Annotated in this window: 15 protein-coding genes; 9 read left to right on the top strand and 6 right to left on the bottom strand. The window is 32.1% G+C overall.

Annotated elements, in window-relative coordinates; genetic code table 11:
• The first annotated feature begins 258 nt into the window (after positions 1–258).
• Together gldN and Q7C23_RS04515 are read left to right on the top strand one after the other, a co-directional pair.
• A complete protein-coding gene (gene gldN / locus Q7C23_RS04520) occupies positions 259–1,242 on the top strand; it encodes a gliding motility protein GldN (protein ID WP_375031474.1) in 984 nt (327 codons plus the stop codon).
• 76 nt (positions 1,243–1,318) lie between these two features.
• Positions 1,319–2,368: an NAD(P)/FAD-dependent oxidoreductase gene (locus tag Q7C23_RS04515; protein WP_375031386.1), complete on the top strand. Its 1,050-nt coding sequence runs from the start codon at positions 1,319–1,321 to the stop codon at positions 2,366–2,368.
• A gap of 2 nt (positions 2,369–2,370) precedes the next feature.
• On the opposite strand, the gene Q7C23_RS04510 is transcribed toward Q7C23_RS04515, so the two are convergent.
• The gene (locus Q7C23_RS04510; RefSeq protein ID WP_375031385.1) at positions 2,371–2,754 is read right to left on the bottom strand and encodes a DUF983 domain-containing protein; all 384 of its coding nucleotides are present in this window, start codon (positions 2,752–2,754) and stop codon (positions 2,371–2,373) included.
• Between the two features lie 66 nt (positions 2,755–2,820).
• On the opposite strand from Q7C23_RS04510, the gene Q7C23_RS04505 reads away from it, so the two are divergent.
• The gene (locus Q7C23_RS04505; protein WP_375031384.1) at positions 2,821–4,734 is read left to right on the top strand and encodes an ABC-F family ATP-binding cassette domain-containing protein; all 1,914 of its coding nucleotides are present in this window, start codon (positions 2,821–2,823) and stop codon (positions 4,732–4,734) included.
• A 73-nt stretch (positions 4,735–4,807) separates the two neighbouring features.
• Here Q7C23_RS04505 and Q7C23_RS04500 read toward each other — a convergent pair whose 3' ends face one another.
• Positions 4,808–5,770, bottom strand: coding sequence for an App1 family protein (locus Q7C23_RS04500; protein ID WP_375031383.1), 963 nt, complete (start codon positions 5,768–5,770; stop codon positions 4,808–4,810).
• A gap of 62 nt (positions 5,771–5,832) precedes the next feature.
• On the opposite strand from Q7C23_RS04500, the gene Q7C23_RS04495 reads away from it, so the two are divergent.
• On the top strand, positions 5,833–6,702 hold the full coding sequence (locus tag Q7C23_RS04495) for a diacylglycerol/lipid kinase family protein (RefSeq protein ID WP_375031382.1): 870 nt from the start codon (positions 5,833–5,835) through the stop codon (positions 6,700–6,702).
• A 14-nt stretch (positions 6,703–6,716) separates the two neighbouring features.
• Here Q7C23_RS04495 and Q7C23_RS04490 read toward each other — a convergent pair whose 3' ends face one another.
• Together Q7C23_RS04490 and Q7C23_RS04485 are read right to left on the bottom strand one after the other, a co-directional pair.
• A complete protein-coding gene (locus tag Q7C23_RS04490) occupies positions 6,717–7,862 on the bottom strand; it encodes a peptidogalycan biosysnthesis protein (RefSeq protein ID WP_375031381.1) in 1,146 nt (381 codons plus the stop codon).
• Positions 7,863–7,978: 116 nt separating this feature from the next.
• Entirely contained in the window at positions 7,979–8,467 is a 489-nt protein-coding gene (locus Q7C23_RS04485) for a DUF1761 domain-containing protein (protein ID WP_375031380.1), read from the bottom strand.
• A gap of 180 nt (positions 8,468–8,647) precedes the next feature.
• Here Q7C23_RS04485 and Q7C23_RS04480 point away from each other — a divergent pair, with 180 nt between their 5' ends.
• From Q7C23_RS04480 to Q7C23_RS04460, 5 genes are all read left to right on the top strand, one after another.
• Complete coding sequence (locus tag Q7C23_RS04480; RefSeq protein ID WP_375031379.1) at positions 8,648–9,361, top strand: Two component regulator three Y domain protein; 714 nt, start codon at positions 8,648–8,650, stop codon at positions 9,359–9,361.
• Positions 9,362–9,613: 252 nt separating this feature from the next.
• Entirely contained in the window at positions 9,614–10,231 is a 618-nt protein-coding gene (locus Q7C23_RS04475) for a cysteine hydrolase family protein (protein WP_375031378.1), read from the top strand.
• 1 nt (position 10,232) lies between these two features.
• On the top strand, positions 10,233–10,763 hold the full coding sequence (locus Q7C23_RS04470) for a hypothetical protein (RefSeq protein WP_375031377.1): 531 nt from the start codon (positions 10,233–10,235) through the stop codon (positions 10,761–10,763).
• A 187-nt stretch (positions 10,764–10,950) separates the two neighbouring features.
• Positions 10,951–11,256 (top strand): hypothetical protein, encoded by a 306-nt coding sequence (locus Q7C23_RS04465; protein ID WP_375031376.1) that lies wholly within the window; start codon positions 10,951–10,953, stop codon positions 11,254–11,256.
• Between the two features lie 215 nt (positions 11,257–11,471).
• Positions 11,472–12,497 (top strand): saccharopine dehydrogenase family protein, encoded by a 1,026-nt coding sequence (locus tag Q7C23_RS04460; protein WP_375031375.1) that lies wholly within the window; start codon positions 11,472–11,474, stop codon positions 12,495–12,497.
• A 141-nt stretch (positions 12,498–12,638) separates the two neighbouring features.
• Here the strand turns inward: Q7C23_RS04460 and Q7C23_RS04455 are convergent, their stop codons facing one another.
• Together Q7C23_RS04455 and Q7C23_RS04450 are read right to left on the bottom strand one after the other, a co-directional pair.
• A complete protein-coding gene (locus Q7C23_RS04455) occupies positions 12,639–13,733 on the bottom strand; it encodes an exopolyphosphatase (protein ID WP_375031374.1) in 1,095 nt (364 codons plus the stop codon).
• Between the two features lie 667 nt (positions 13,734–14,400).
• A complete protein-coding gene (locus tag Q7C23_RS04450) occupies positions 14,401–15,753 on the bottom strand; it encodes a TlpA family protein disulfide reductase (protein ID WP_375031373.1) in 1,353 nt (450 codons plus the stop codon).
• Positions 15,754–15,833 lie beyond the last annotated feature (80 nt).

Here is a 15,833-nt window from a genome sequence, read left to right as displayed (position 1 = left end):
TGTCTATATTACAATATAATAAAAACTCTTACTACCTTTGTAGTAAGAGTTTTTTTATTTTATCGATTTTGCTTTGGACTATTTGTATGAGGATAGGAGGTTTGGTCTATCGTTTGAGTTTAATTAGAAATTAATTAATTTCTTGCCAGGCTTTACTCTTGAATGCTATTCACCTGTTCTTAAATTTATTTTTTGTAGGAAAAATACAATAAAATAGTAAAAACTTCGTTGAGTCAATTATAAATAATTTATATGATGATGAAGATGAAAACTTTTTTGTTGCCTGTTGTTTTTATGGTATGCGTTACCGCGAGCCCGCAATCTAATTTGCTGAATGCAAAAACAGCTGATCAAATAGGTAAAAAGCCGCCTGCCCGGTTAATATCTGATAATGACAAACCATTGTCTTATGGGTATGTCAATGACAGAGATGTTTTGATGGGAAAAACTACATGGGAGATTATTGACTTAAATGAGAAAATCAATTTTCCATTATATTTTCCTGTAGATACAGCTAATATTGGTTCAGATAGGCGTTCTCTTTACGATGTTTTGACTAAAGCGATTAGGAGTGGAAGAATAACGGAAGTTTATACAGACAGTTATTTCAATACTAAAAAATCTATAAAAGACATACAAGGATCATTATCGCGTATTGATACCACAGATGCCGGTAGAGAATTAATTAACCAATACCCTGATGACTACAAAACGCACGTTGTGAAGAAAAAAATAGTTACGGGTACTGGTAAAAAAAAAGTGGTAACTTATGTTGATGAGACAGTTGGAGCTACAAGAACAGTTCCTTCTGAGTATATACTGAAGCAGGACTTAACAGCTCAGGATGTTACACAATACAAAATTAAAGGATACTGGTATTTTGACAAACGTCAAAGTGAATTGAAGTATCGTTTAATTGGTATTTGTCCTGTTACTCCCGACGTTTATACAATGAATAGTGATGAGAAAGATTATATCGAGTTATTTTGGGTTTTCTTTCCTAATGCCAGGGATGTTTTACATGAGGCAAAAGCGTTTATTGAAAATTCGGCAGCCAATATTTCATTTGATCAGATCCTAAATTCCAGACGTTTTAATTCAATTATTTATAGAGAGGAAAATGTATATGGAGATCGGGAGATAAAAGATTATATTAAAGATGATGCACAAAGTCAGTTATTAGAATCTGAGAGAGTAAAAGAGAAGATTCGTAATTTCGAACAGGATATGTGGAACTACTAAGTGACTAAATTACATTATAACAAAAACTCTTAGTACCTTTGTAGTAAGAGTTTTTTTATTTTTTACTTATTACTACATGTTAGATTATTTAATTGTCGGATCTGGATTAGCCGGGATTTCTTTTGCTGAAATTGCCCTTAAAAACAACAAATCTATTGTAGTGATTGATGATAAATCTCAAATATCATCAAGAGTCGCTGGCGGATTATATAATCCAGTTATCTTAAAACGCTTTAGTGAAGTCTGGAAAGCTGAAGAACAATTGGTTTTAATGGAAGATTTCTACAATACTATTGAAGCTAAACTACAAACTAAAGTAAATTTTAAACTTCCTATTCTTAGAAAGTTTTTCTCTATTGAAGAGCAGAATAACTGGTTTGCGGCTTCAGATAAACCATTGTTAGCTCCGTTTCTTTCGACTAAATTAATATTCAAAAAGTATTTTGGAATAGATTCTCCGTTTGATTATGGTGAAGTTTTACATACGGGTTATGTCGATACTTCACTTTTACTGGATAAGTATCAGGCCTATTTAATAGAAGATAATTTATTATTACAAGAATCATTTCAATACGATACTTTGGTTGTTAATGATGATTTTGTCGAATACAAAGACATCAAAGCTAAACATATAATTTTTGCCGAAGGTTTTGGTTTGCATTCAAATCCATTTTTTCAGGATTTGCCTTTAGACGGCACCAAAGGGGAACTCTTTATTATAAAAGCACCAGAACTAGATTTAGATGTAATTGTGAACACCAGCGTCTTTATTTTGCCCTTAGGGAATCATTTGTTTAAAGTGGGCGCAACATACAATTGGAAAGACAAAACGGATTTACCGACAGAAGAAGGAAAAGCGGAATTAGTTGAACGTATTCAGGAAATTATCAATTGCGATTTCGAAATTGTTTCTCATTTTGGGGGAGTAAGGCCAACAGTTCGTGATAGGAGGCCTATAATTGGGACACACGATAAATATAGCCCGTTGCATTTATTAAATGGTTTAGGTACCCGTGGTGTAATGCTTGGGCCGGCAATGGCAAAAGACTTATTTGATTATATTGAAAACAGCAAGCCATTAGATCCCACAATAGACATTCAGCGATTTTATATAAAAAGAAAGTAGGATTATTTTTTTCCGGCTTTTGGATCGTACGAAACAAACATGTTGATATACAAATTTCTTGAAAGGCGTAAGACAAAAGGGAATAGTACAATCAAGGATATAACGATCGCTAAAAAAGATTGCTCAATTGAAGCTCCAAAGAAAACAAATGAAACAATAAAGGCTGCAATTCCAACGGCAACATTTAGTCCGTAACTTACATACATGGCACCATAAAAAAACGAAGGCTCGATTTGATATTTTAAACCGCAATGACTGCAATTTTCGTTCATTTTGAGAACTTTAGTCAAATGAAGGGGATTTTTGTCCGAATACATGCTCTCATTTTGACATTTTGGACAACTTCCTGTTAAAATACTATTTAGTTTGGATCCTTTTTTTAACATTTGCAAAAAATTTAAACAAAGGTACATTTTTTAAACCTTTACTGCTTGTAACAATAGTCACAAATTATGCTTAATATACACAATCTTTCAGTTTCTTTTGGTGGAACATATTTATTTGAAGAAGTTACTTTTCGTTTAGGCGCCGGTGACCGCGTTGGACTTGTTGGTAAAAACGGAGCAGGTAAGTCTACAATGCTTAAAATGTTAGCGGGAGATTTTGCTCCTGACTCTGGAGTTATCTCTCAGGAGAAAGATATCCGAATGGGATTTTTACGTCAGGATATCGATTTTGAACAAGGAAGAACTGTATTAGAAGAAGCTTATGAAGCTTTTACTGAAATCAAGATTGTAGAAAAAAAATTAGAAGAAATCAATCATCAATTGGTTACCAGAACCGATTATGAAAGTGAAGAATATAGTCAGATCATTGAAGATTTATCTGATTATACACATCGTTTTGACCTTCTTGGAGGTTATAATTATGTTGGAGATACAGAGAAAATTCTTTTAGGACTTGGTTTCAAGAGAGAAGTTTTCAATAACCAAACCGAAACATTTTCAGGAGGTTGGAGAATGCGTATCGAATTAGCTAAACTATTATTGCAATCCAATGATGTATTGCTTCTGGATGAGCCGACCAACCACTTAGATATCGAAAGTATCATTTGGTTAGAAAGTTTCCTTCGTAATTATCCTGGTGTTGTGGTAATTGTATCGCACGATAAAATGTTCCTTGATAATGTTACGAATCGTACCATTGAAATTTCGTTAGGAAAAGCATACGATTTCAATAAGCCGTATTCTCAATATTTAGAATTGCGTCACGAAATTCGTGAAAAGCAATTGGCGACTCAAAAGAATCAGGCCAAGAAAATTGAAGAAACAGAAAAATTAATCGAGAAATTCCGTGCAAAAGCTTCTAAAGCTTCTATGGCGCAATCGTTGATTAAAAAATTAGATAAAGTAGAACGAATTGAAGTTGACGAAGACGACAATTCGGTAATGAATATTTCTTTTCCAGTTTCAAAAGAACCAGGAAGAGTAGTAGTAGAGGCTGAACATGTAACGAAGGCTTACGGTGATAAAGTTATTTTAAAAGATATTGATTTATTGGTAGAACGCGGAAGTAAAATTGCTTTTGTGGGTCAGAATGGTCAGGGAAAATCAACTTTTATTAAAGCCATCGTAAATGAATTTGAATATCAGGGTAACATCAAATTGGGCCACAATGTTCAATTAGGATATTTTGCTCAAAATCAGGCTGAATATCTTGATGGTGAAATTACTTTGCTTCAAACCATGGAAGATGCTGCAATGGACACGAACCGATCTAAAGTTCGTGACATGTTAGGGTCATTTTTGTTCCGTGGTGACGATGTCGAGAAAAAGGTAAAAGTACTTTCTGGAGGTGAACGTAACCGTTTGGCACTTTGTAAATTATTACTACAGCCAATCAACGTTTTGCTGATGGATGAGCCTACGAATCACTTAGACATTAAATCTAAGAATGTGTTGAAAGCGGCACTTCAAAAATTTGGAGGTACTTTATTATTGGTTTCTCACGACAGGGATTTCCTTCAGGGAATGTCGAATATCGTCTACGAATTCAAAGATCAAAAAATCAAAGAATATTTAGGTGATATCAACTATTTCTTAGAACAGCGTAATCTTGAAAACATGCGTGAAGTTGAGAAAAAAGATGTTGCCAAAGCTGCTGCTCCAAAAGAGACAAACAAAGCATCGTATGAAGATCAGAAAAAAGGAAAAGCGCTTCAAAACCGTTTAAGCAAAGTTGAAAGTCAAATCAAACAACTGGAAAAAGACATTCAGCACGACGATAAAATGTTAGCTTCTAATTATGATAAACATATCGAAGACGCTTCATTTTTTACCGCATACAATAAAAAGAAAGCAGACTTGGATCAATTACTTTTAGACTGGGAAATCGTTCAGGAAGAGATTGATAATTTTAATGCTTAATTTTTAGTTTTTTTTTTTTTTGTTTCAGGTTTCAAGTTTCAGGTTCCTATCGTAACTTGAAACCTGAAACAAACTATTTTATAATTCCAATCGATTTCGAGTGCATAATCGCCTGACTGCTATCCTTAAAATAGCAAACCGAAACCTCCAAATTTTCTAAGTTTTTCAGAATAGCTTTCGTAGTTTTTTTTTGAAATTTACCTGTTTGCCTTATGTAAACCGCTTTTACGGTAACAGGAAATATTTTGCAGATTTGTTCGTATAAAAAAGGATCATGCTGTGAATCATCTCCCAATAAAACATATTTTAGATTTGGATAAAATTCCAAAACATGTTTTATTTTATCAAATTTATGATTGTGATTACCTCTTCCACTCATGAAGAAATCAGTAATGCCGCGTTTAATATCTTTTAATAATATAACAGCTCTTGGCAACTGATGTATTTTGGTAAACTTGACAATAAACCGGTACAAATTCCATTCGCTGCTAGAGATGTAGAAAAAAGCATTTTCCTCTTCTTTGTTATTTCTCCCAGCTGAACTTAAGGCCTGATAATGTGGCACAACATCTTTAAAAACTTTTCGGTCGTTTACATTTTTAAATAAAAGAATGTACATTTTTTTGAACACATTTCTAGTGTGTGAAATCAAAAAGGTGTCATCAATATCAGAAATAATTCCCAGATTTCCAGTGTGAGGTCTTATAAAACTGCCTACTGTCGTTATTATTTCCGATTTGTATTTTATGCTGACTTCGTATTCTATCCATCCAAAATTAAATTCCTTTTCAAGCGGAATACAAAACTTAAAATAACCGTCGTCCAGCGTTTTGGAGTGGATTTCCTGATCACCGAGTTTAAGATAAACATCAAAATTTTTGATTGTTTTTATTCTAAACTGATTAATTATCGAAGTGGCGTTTTTGAAGTTTTTCTTCTGGAAATCATAATTGTACGTTCTTTTGAAAACATGCCCCATCACAATCAATTCTTCTTCATTGGCATAACCGCGATATAATTGTAGTATAGGTTTCATTAATTACGTATATTTATATATGTTGTAAATTAATTATTTTAATTGACTTTAAAAATAAAACTTTGAAAAAGAATATCATATTTGTTGTAAACCCTATATCCGGTGACCTTGATAAGTCGAATTTAATAGATGCTGTTCAGGAGTTTGCAACGACAAATCATTTTGATCTTGAAGTGTATGAAACTACGGGTAAAAGTGATCAGAAAAACATACAAGCACTTTATAATCAATATCAGCCAGAAAGAATTGTGGTTGCAGGAGGAGACGGAACCATAAAAATGGTTGCCGAGGCTATGGAAGAATTTGATGTAATTATCGGAATTCTGCCGGCCGGTTCTGCAAACGGTTTATCTGTCGATTTAAATTTACCTGTAACTATTGAAGAGAATCTCAAAATTGCTTTCTTGAATCGTTATATCGAAATGGATATGATTTGTATCAACGGTAAAAAAAGTATTCATTTAAGCGATATTGGTCTTAATGCTGATTTAGTAAAGAATTATGAAGAGGGCGATTTACGCGGAATATGGGGCTATGCGCTGCAGGCATTTACAACGCTAAAAGATTCTAACGAACCTTTTTTGGCCACGATTTCCGCAAATAATGAAATTGTTGAGCATACGGCAAGAATGATTGTAATTGCTAATTCTCAGAAGTACGGAACGGGTGTGGTTATCAATCCGAATGGTGCGATGAATGATGGAAAATTTGAATTGATAATTTTAAAAAATCTTGATTTGCTTTTAATTGGAAAAATTATAACCGGTAACATGCCAATTGACTCAGATGATGTTGTAATTATCTCAACAGAGAAAGCCACTATAAAGACAGATTATCCGGTAAGTTTTCAGATTGATGGCGAATATTGCGGAGCGCAAACGGACTTAGAAATTCATATTCTGCACAAGCAGATGAAAATTGCCATTCCGTAAACTTCGAAAGTTTACTATTTAAACGGATTACGTTCCTGCCAGTCAGTTTTAGGTTCCAGATAATTAAAAAACCGGGCAATATTATGATTGATTAAAGTATTGCTGTGCGTAATTAAACCATACATTTTTTGTGGTTTTGCACCAACAGAACTTTTAATTTCAAGAGCAGTCCTGGCAAAAACAATTGCTTCAAAACCCTTATTAATAGAATAAGCAATCATGTCATAAAGCATGTTTAAATACAACATCTTGTCCCGCTGAATACTTTCGTCATAACCCAGGAAATACGTATCCATTATAGCTCCGTTTTTTATTAAGGTGTTGAAGCCAATTAGTTTTCCATCTAGAAAATAACCATACAGTAAAAAATCATCTTTCATGATTTCCTTAAAAAAACTGAAATGATTTCTCGCTAAAAAGAAGGTATTAAAAGGAGCATTTTTTGCAACATGAAAATACAGATCATAAATGATGTCTTCGTATTTTAAAATATCATTTAAGGACATTTTCTGTTTTACAATTCCATCTGCTTTTTTGCGGGCGCGCTTGTATTGATCGCGGTATTTTTTGGATAAAGCATCAATATAATGTTGTTCCGTTTTCCAGTTTTCATTGATTTCGAAAATCATATTAGGCTGTGTCGAAAACGTATAATTGTTTTTGAATTCGGCTTGCAGCGGTTTAATCTCTGTTTCAGTAAAATCTTTTATACTGGTAATATGCACTTTTTTACCTTTCGCTTTCAACTCTTTTTTAAGCTGATTAATTGCTTTATGAAGTGTTGTAATTGCTTTTGCTAGCTTTATGTTTTTATCAAAAGCAAAAGCATTCTGACCTGTTAGCATATTATTACCAACAAATAAAACATGTGAAGCGAAGTTCTTAAATGCAAAATTACGAATTGAAGTTTTTAAACATTGATCGCGATCCCCAAAAGACTCTAGTTTTTCTGCAAACAAAAATTGGGTTATGGCAATTCCAACAAGTTTCTTTTCTTCAAAAATTCCTATGAAATGGCAAATCATATTTACCGGACAGGAATTTTCAAGAACCGTAAGATATTCCCGCGTCAAAAAAATGTTATCAGATGTCAGCGAATTCCATTCCTGAGGCAGTAATGATGCGCTATTGTATATTTCGAAAGAATAAGTTGTAGTCAAAAGTGGAAGCTAATTTTTTCAAAATTAGATAATATTTATAATAACTGATCTGGTTTAAGTTATTATTAAGAAAACCCGTTTGAAATTGAATAGCAAACGGGTTTTGTATGTAGATTTTATGCAAAAGCACAGATAATTCCTCCCATCAAAGTCAGAGTCAACATCCAATATCCGGCATGAACAAAAATATATTTCCATGATTTTCTTTCAAACAAACCATTAATACCAATTATCGGTAAAGCAAAAAACAATCCTGACATGAAACCATGAAGTGCTCCATGTTTAAAAGTGCGATATGCTGTTCCGTAATCTGCCATAAAAGCGGCAAATGAAGGTTTTGCACTTTCTAGCAAAGGTGGTCCGCCTACCATACCCACTGCTCCCGATTGATGAATGGTTAATCCCATCAAAATTACGGTGATCATTAAAGAGAAAATATACGTAAATCCGAAGATTTTAAGCATATTTCCGGTCTTAAGATCTTCTTCAGTTAGATTATTTTCTTTCATCCAGATGGTTCCAAAGACTTTTGGATTGTACCAAATAAAACCAGTAAGAAGTGTGACAATTCCAGCAAGTAACAATGCAATAAAGTTAATTTCCATAATATGAGGTTTTTAGAATTAGTTGGTCAAATTTAATCAAAAAAACAATTCACTTCGTTGATTTTTATCTAGTAGTATAATTAGTGTTAAATATATACTTATTAACACTTTATCGACATTTACTGCTTTATATCTAGAAATTGCATAATTTTAAACCGTAAACAAATCCCAAATTTTGTTATGAAAAGCTTAACCTTATTTTTTATAGCTTTTATTTTTTCATTGAATATTTATGCAGATACTGTCTCAGATAAAGAAAAAGATGCCTTAATTAAATTTTACCATGCGACAAATGGAGCAAATTGGAAAATTAAATGGGATTTATCGCTTTCTGTGTCAACGTGGTACGGTGTGCAGGCTGAAAATGGAAAAGTAATTGGACTTTATTTAGATGATAATAATTTGACAGGAGAGTTACCTGCTGAGTTCTTTGATCTGATAAATTTAGTAACTATCGATTTGCATAAAAATAATTTGCAGGGAAAATTGCCCACAGAGATTGGCAAATTAAAGCAACTTGAAGTACTTTCGTTATTTAATAATGAAATCCAGGGTGATTTACCCGGTTCGATCTATCAAATTTCGACTTTGAAAGTTTTACTTTTAAATAGTAATAAGTTATCCGGAACCTTGAGCAGCGAAATAATAAATTTTCATGCTTTACAAAATTTAAGTTTGTTTGATAATAGCTTTGAAGGCGAAATTCCGAAAGGACTTGAAAAATTACATAATTTATCTGAAATGAATCTTTCTTATAATAAATTTAAAGGAACTGTTTCAAAAAACCTGGCCTTATTAGATCCGCTTAACATGACTATGTTTGATGAGGATGGGACCCCACATTTATTAGAAATTAATACTGAAAAAGAAACTACCATTGTTACCCAAAATTAATCGTGCTTATGAATGAAAATTACTCTCGTTAAACAAGTTGATTAAATATATTTAGTTAATTGCTGAAAACCGTAAGACATTACGGTTTTTTTTGTGCCCTGAAATTTTAGTGTTTTTTTTGATATTTCGAAGGGTATCAGGTTATTAGCGGTATATCAATAGTTTTATTTTAGTTATTTATCTGTGAATCAGATTATTAGTTTAAGGTTTGAATTTTGAGGAAGAAATGAAGTAACTTCTAAATTTCAAATCATGAGTACTTATCAAAATAAAAGAACAGCCTTGATATTGATTGATCCGTTTAATGATTTTCTTTCGGAAAACGGAAAACTATGGCCTTTTGTAAAAGAAACCGTGGAAAGCGGAAATGTAGTAGCAAACATAAAAAAGGTTTTGACTGCTGCCAGAAAACATAAAATTCAGGTGGTTTATGCGCCTCACAGGCATACTCAAAAAGGAGATTATTTAAATTGGAAATTCTTTTCACCCTCGCATAACGGAACTAAAAATTTTACGGTTTTTGAAAAAGGGACCTGGGGAGCTGAGTTTCATCCGGAACTCTTGGCTGTAGAAGGTGATTTGATAGCTCAAAATCACTGGACGGCTAGTGGTTTTGCCAATACGGATCTCGATTTTCTTTTAAAAATGCACGATATTGATCATATTATAATTGCCGGAATGCGTGCCAATACCTGTGTTGACTCGACCGCCAGATATGGAGTAGAACTTGGTTATCATGTAACTTTAATTAAGGATGGAATCGGTGCTTTTAATCAGGAAGAAATTAGAGCGACCGTAGAAACAAATTTTCCGAATTACGGACATTCTCTTTTATCGGCAGACGAATTTATTAAAACTTTAGAATCATAAGATGGAAATATTGGCTGAATGTACTGCAAAGGCAATAATTCATTGTGCGGCAGAAAAAATAGATATTACCGATTGGCTTTTTACATTAAAAGATCAGGAATATCAATCTTGTTCGGTTAGTCATATTGCGGGAGGAATTTCGGTTTCGCAAGATGGAAAAAGGATGTCGATAAATGTCGAGCGTATTGCCGGCAATCTTCTTGTACAACATTATATAGAAGAAGTTGGAGATAGGAATCATTGCAAAGTTAATTCGGTTTCAGATTCGATTTCTGATATGGGAATAACTAAATTAGGAATAACCTGGGAAATTAAAATTATTCCCGTAACAGCAAATAGCTGCGAGTTTGTAAATAAGGTTTTAGTCACTTCAACACCTGAATTTTTAGCAGTATTAAAAGCGGCTAATATTGAAAATCTGGAAATGGTAAAGAGCCAGATGCTGCAAAATGTAGAAGCACATAATAATGAAGAAACGCCTTTATTTGCGGCAGATATCCATAATAAAGTGTTAGCTGGAAAGTGGGATTAAATTTCTGTTAAAACAGGAGAATAAAGAATTTCTGAAAATAGAATTTTATATAACTTTGTCCCAAATTGATAATTTAAGATCAGTTTGTAAAACAACTTATATTTTTTCATAACTTTAATATTCGATTCAACTGAAAGTAGGTTGAAGTGATGAGAAAATTAATTTTAAAACTTTTAATACTAAAATTATGGTAGTACAGTATCAAGGTGAACAACACGGAAAAGCGACCACTTTTACAATAAGAATTATTGGAAATAACTTGTCTAAAAGTAGTTCTAATTATCAAATAGATTTATTGGTAGGAGATAAACAATTACCGACTTTTACATCAGAAATACACCAAAGTTTGTCGAACTGTTTGAAAGAAATCTATTTGTTCAGAAAACATAACGGAATCACATTTAATGCTTCTTCAGAGAAAATAAAATCGCTTTTTGTGCCTTATGATCAGGTATTGTTCAACTACAATAAATACGCTTTGTTTAGAGTTTAAGCTTTTTATAAATGCTGAAAATAGTAAAAAGACCGTTCTCAAGAACGGTCTTTTTTGTTATGATCTAAATGTATGGAAAACAGGATATTTGACTAATCCGAAAAATGCATCTATTTTAGTACTAAATTTCTTGAAGAAACTGAAAGCTGTAACTATTTAATTATTTAGCTAAAAGTAATATCAAAATAACGATCTTTAAATATTAAAATCATTTTATGGAAAATAAAATTGCAGTATATGGCGCTTACGGTCACACAGGAAAATTTTTAATTGCTCAGCTCTATCAACAAGGTTACAAGCCTATTCTTAGTGGGAGAGATGCCGATAAATTGAATGTTTTAAGTAATGATTATCCGGATTTAATAACTAAAGTAGCAGATATTAATCAGCCTGAAACTCTGGATGAGGCTTTCGCCGATGCAGAAATCATCGTAAACTGTGCAGGTCCTTTTTTAGATACTGCAGAACCAATCATTCAATCTGCATTAAGATTGGGAAAACATTATCTTGATGTTAGTGCGGAGCAGAAAGCGGTATTGGACATATTTGAAAAATTCTCTGAAAAGGCAAAATCGGCTAACATAACCATAATTCCTGCCGCTGCATTTTATGGAGGGTTGGGCGATTTATTAAGTACAACGGTTACGCAAGTTTGGGATAAGGCAGATGAGATTTCACTTTATATAGGTTTAGATTCCTGGCACCCAACAAAAGGAACACGATTGACAGGAGAGCGAAATCATTATCAAAGATTTATGTTTGCCGAAAATCGTTTACAGCCTGTTCTGGAGGTTAAATCAAAAATTTGGGAATTCCCGGATCCAATATTAACACAAGAAGTTGTGACTGTACCGCTTTCAGAAATAATTACGATTTCGCGACATATCAAGGTGAATACAATCAACACTTACTTGAGTCAAAATTCTTTGGCTGATATACGAAGTGATGAAACGCCAGAGCCTAAACCTGTAGATAAAAAAAACAGATCGTCTCAACGTTTTTGTATGGAAGTAGTAGCAACAAAAGGAAACAAGAAAAGATCAATTACAGCTGAAGGAATAGATATTTATGCCGTTACAGCTCCTTTACTTGTCGAGGCTATAAAAAGAATTTTAAAAGGGAAAATAAAAAAGCAAGGAGTTACAACATTAGGGGAAGCTTTTGACGCAGCAGCCTTTTTACGCGCTTTGGATACTGATGATATCGTAATTTCGGACATCAAAGAAACACACATTAATTAAAATAAGATTGCTCCTTATTAATAAGAAATCAGGATTTTAACCGTGTATTTTCTTAAAAGAAAAGGATTGTAAATAAAAAAAATACCACTTCAAGTGGTATTTTTTTTTAGTAAGAAGTTCTGGAGAACTATTCTAAGCACTTTAAAAATTAGTATTTACTTTTTTAGAACGATCTGCAATGTGTGAGATAAGCCAGATTGTTTGTCCGTCTTTTACAAAGTATATTTTTTTTGTCTCTAAATTTGGAATGCTTTCAAGGAGGCTCACCAATATGTTATTTGCAGAAATAAGGTATTTTTGGTCATAAGTACTTAAAACTCTGGCGGCTTCCTTATTGGTTTTAGAAAGGGTAGTAAACTTGATGAAATTATTTTTCAGGATTGCATCATAATTAAGAACGTCTTCCATACTTAAAGCAACATAATGCTCTTTAATGTTTTCATTATAATACAATGTTGCAAAGGCCCATACAGCTCCACCTGATAAATAGATTTTTTCTTTTTTTAATAAAAGAGGATTTTTATCAAGTAGGTCTTTGATCTTCTTACGCAGAATTGAGTTAAAGTCAAAAGATTTTTCCTGATATACTGACATATCATTCACTTGATTTTGATTGGAAACTGTTTTTTGCACAGCATCAGTAAGTGTCATTGTACCAAAATCCAGTTCAAGAGGTATAAATTCTAATTTGTCATCTTCAAGTTCATCGATGTATCCTCCTTTGGTAGTTTGCGCACCAATATCAAGAAGGAAAGCATTAGCATAATCTACAGGTGGAATAGCACCTTTAACCAACGTTTTAGGTTCTTCATTAACATTAAGTATGTCAAGCTTTTTATTAGTTAAAGAAGTGATTTTATTTTTTAAAACATCAATGTTACGGGCAGATGCAAAAACCGGAGCAGCAACTATAAAAATGTTTTCTTCAAGAAGCTTAAACTCTTTTCTTATTTTACTCAATTGGCTAATAACTGTAACACCAGCTTGGGTAATATCATCCTGAGTAAGTTCGCCGTTCGCAGTAATATGGTCAGCAAAACTAAATCTGTCATTCGAAAAATACAAAATATCATAATCAGCTTTTCTGATATTGTTAACATCAAGAACTGAAACTTTTATAGCTCTTCGTCCAATTTCAATTCCGGCATAAAGATTTTTTTGAGCAAATGAAGTAATTGAAAAAAATAAATTGAAAAGAATAAAAAATAGAATTTGGGATTTGTTTTTTTTAAGCATTGGATTTAATTGTAGTTATGTTATTATTTATTTTTGAGTAAAGTCTGAAAGAATAGTTTGATTATCAGGTCTAAATACTGTGAAATAAGTATTAAAAATAAGATCGCAAATTTATAAAATCATTTAGTAAAACAGACTAGTTCTGAAGAAAACATAGCATTAAATTAATATGGATTTTTTTTAAAATAGAACATAAGGATTTTACACTTCTAATCTACTGATAGAGAATGGTAAACGTTAGATGTTTTATTAGTTATAGATGGGTATTGCTTGTTATTTTTTAAAGTTCACTTCGAAAAATAGTAAAATATTGTTGATTTCGTATGTTTTGTTATTTGGATTAAATTAAAAATCTGCCGAAAAAACGCTTTACTTTTTAGATTTTGTGAATGATTTTTGACTTGTAAAAGTGGAGTATTTGATGAAAGATTCTTTCTTTTTAGGATGTGTAAAAAACAGATGTTTTTTTATGTAATAGAAATTGAGATAAAGAAAAAAAGAAGTTTTTTAGTACTTTATCTATTGAAGCGGGTTTTGTTTTAAATTTCGTATTTCAACGAATTCATAGGCTTTTTCAATTGGCGTTTTTGTTAGTAATGGGAAATATTGAATACCTAACCAGTTTTATGGATGATTTTAATAAAGTTATTAAATATCTTAATTAGGGCTATATTTTTAAACTGTTTAATAGCTCAATAAGTTTAGAGTCAGAGGGTTTTGGTGCGCGTGCATTAATGATTTTGCCGTTAGGATCAATAAGGATAAATGTTGGAACGCCCTGAACACCATAATCTTTTACGAATTTTGATTCCCATTCATTATCTGCTAATAATTGAATCCCGCCTAATTGTTTTTCTAGAACAAATTTGTTCCATTTAGCCTGATCTTTTGTGGCATCTATCGAAATACTGACAAACTCAATATTTTTGCCTTTATATTGTTCCTCGACTTTCTGAAGAAACGGAATTTCCTGACGACAAGGGCCACACCATGTGGCCCAAAGATCAATGTAAATATATTTTCCTTTCAGATTTTCTAAAGTAGTTTTTCCTCCTTTTTGATTTTCATAATCAAATTTTGGAGACGGATTCCCAGGTTGTAATGCATTTGTTGCATTATAATTGATGGTAAGTGTTTGTTTAATAACCGGATTGTTTGTAATTGATAAAAATTCCTGATATGTTTTATCATAACTCAGATTTTCAATATTAATATCATTTGCTGAGTTTTCGATTAAACGATTTTTTATGCTTTGACTTTTTAGAGCTTTAATCTTTGGAATTGCATTTTTAGCCGTAATGAACATAGCATCACCATCTCCTTCAATATTTTCATAGAATTTACTTAACACAATTTCTTGATAATCATTTGAAAATAAAAAATCCGAATTATTATCCAGATCGATTGTTTCATCGACCTGTGGGTATGTTTCAGAAACTTTAAAGTCACTTAACCTTGCATAAAAATAATGGTATTTTTTATAAAAAAGTAAATGTTTGTGCTCCAGATAATGAATACTTTTGGCTTCATTTATTTTGAAATTAGTATCAGTAAATTTTGTTTTGAGGTACAGAGTATTAACGGAACTTTTTATTTCCTGGAGTTTTTTCAGAAACTCATTTTCGTTAAGTTTATAAAGGTCTTCGTTCGTAATTACTGAAGTTATCAGTTGTTTTTTAGCAAGGTATTGATTTTCAGTACTTCCTTTGCCAGTAAATTTTAAAGTTGAAGTTAGGTTTGTATCATCAGCATATAGCATTACTTTGGAATCTTTAGCTAAATATAAGGGGATACTATTTTTAGAGGTTTCAATTCTATAAATGCAATCACATTCTAATACTAGATTTTCTGAAAAACTGCCGTCTGGTTTTAACTTGATTTCTTTATCAAGTAATTCCCCTTTAATTCTAATTGTTCTATTTTCGGTATTTATGATTTTACCTGAAACAGTTGTTATCTCTTCAGAAGTTGTGAAAGAATACAAAACTACAATTACGAATAAAAAAAAGATTTTTTTCATTTTTTAGTGTTTAAAGAATTGGAGGTAAACCAAATATTCTTTAAAAATAATGATAATTTTTAAAGAATGAATTTATAATA

The organism is Flavobacterium sp. LAR06 (assembly GCF_041946075.1).
In the GTDB taxonomy this organism is placed as follows: domain Bacteria; phylum Bacteroidota; class Bacteroidia; order Flavobacteriales; family Flavobacteriaceae; genus Flavobacterium.
Note: the sequence above shows the minus strand (reverse complement) of the source record. Positions and strands in the feature narration are given on the sequence as shown.

Excerpts from the sequence above, each read along its gene's own strand:
- gldN (WP_375031474.1), top strand. The coding sequence starts at position 259 with ATGAAGATGAAAACTTTTTTGTTGCCTGTTGTTTTTATGGTATGCGTT.
- Q7C23_RS04515 (WP_375031386.1), top strand. The coding sequence starts at position 1,319 with ATGTTAGATTATTTAATTGTCGGATCTGGATTAGCCGGGATTTCTTTT.
- Q7C23_RS04510 (WP_375031385.1), bottom strand. The coding sequence starts at position 2,754 with ATGTTAAAAAAAGGATCCAAACTAAATAGTATTTTAACAGGAAGTTGT.
- Q7C23_RS04505 (WP_375031384.1), top strand. The coding sequence starts at position 2,821 with ATGCTTAATATACACAATCTTTCAGTTTCTTTTGGTGGAACATATTTA.
- Q7C23_RS04500 (WP_375031383.1), bottom strand. The coding sequence starts at position 5,770 with ATGAAACCTATACTACAATTATATCGCGGTTATGCCAATGAAGAAGAA.
- Q7C23_RS04485 (WP_375031380.1), bottom strand. The coding sequence starts at position 8,467 with ATGGAAATTAACTTTATTGCATTGTTACTTGCTGGAATTGTCACACTT.
- Q7C23_RS04480 (WP_375031379.1), top strand. The coding sequence starts at position 8,648 with ATGAAAAGCTTAACCTTATTTTTTATAGCTTTTATTTTTTCATTGAAT.
- Q7C23_RS04475 (WP_375031378.1), top strand. The coding sequence starts at position 9,614 with ATGAGTACTTATCAAAATAAAAGAACAGCCTTGATATTGATTGATCCG.
- Q7C23_RS04470 (WP_375031377.1), top strand. The coding sequence starts at position 10,233 with ATGGAAATATTGGCTGAATGTACTGCAAAGGCAATAATTCATTGTGCG.
- Q7C23_RS04465 (WP_375031376.1), top strand. The coding sequence starts at position 10,951 with ATGGTAGTACAGTATCAAGGTGAACAACACGGAAAAGCGACCACTTTT.
- Q7C23_RS04460 (WP_375031375.1), top strand. The coding sequence starts at position 11,472 with ATGGAAAATAAAATTGCAGTATATGGCGCTTACGGTCACACAGGAAAA.
- Q7C23_RS04455 (WP_375031374.1), bottom strand. The coding sequence starts at position 13,733 with ATGCTTAAAAAAAACAAATCCCAAATTCTATTTTTTATTCTTTTCAAT.
- Q7C23_RS04450 (WP_375031373.1), bottom strand. The coding sequence starts at position 15,753 with ATGAAAAAAATCTTTTTTTTATTCGTAATTGTAGTTTTGTATTCTTTC.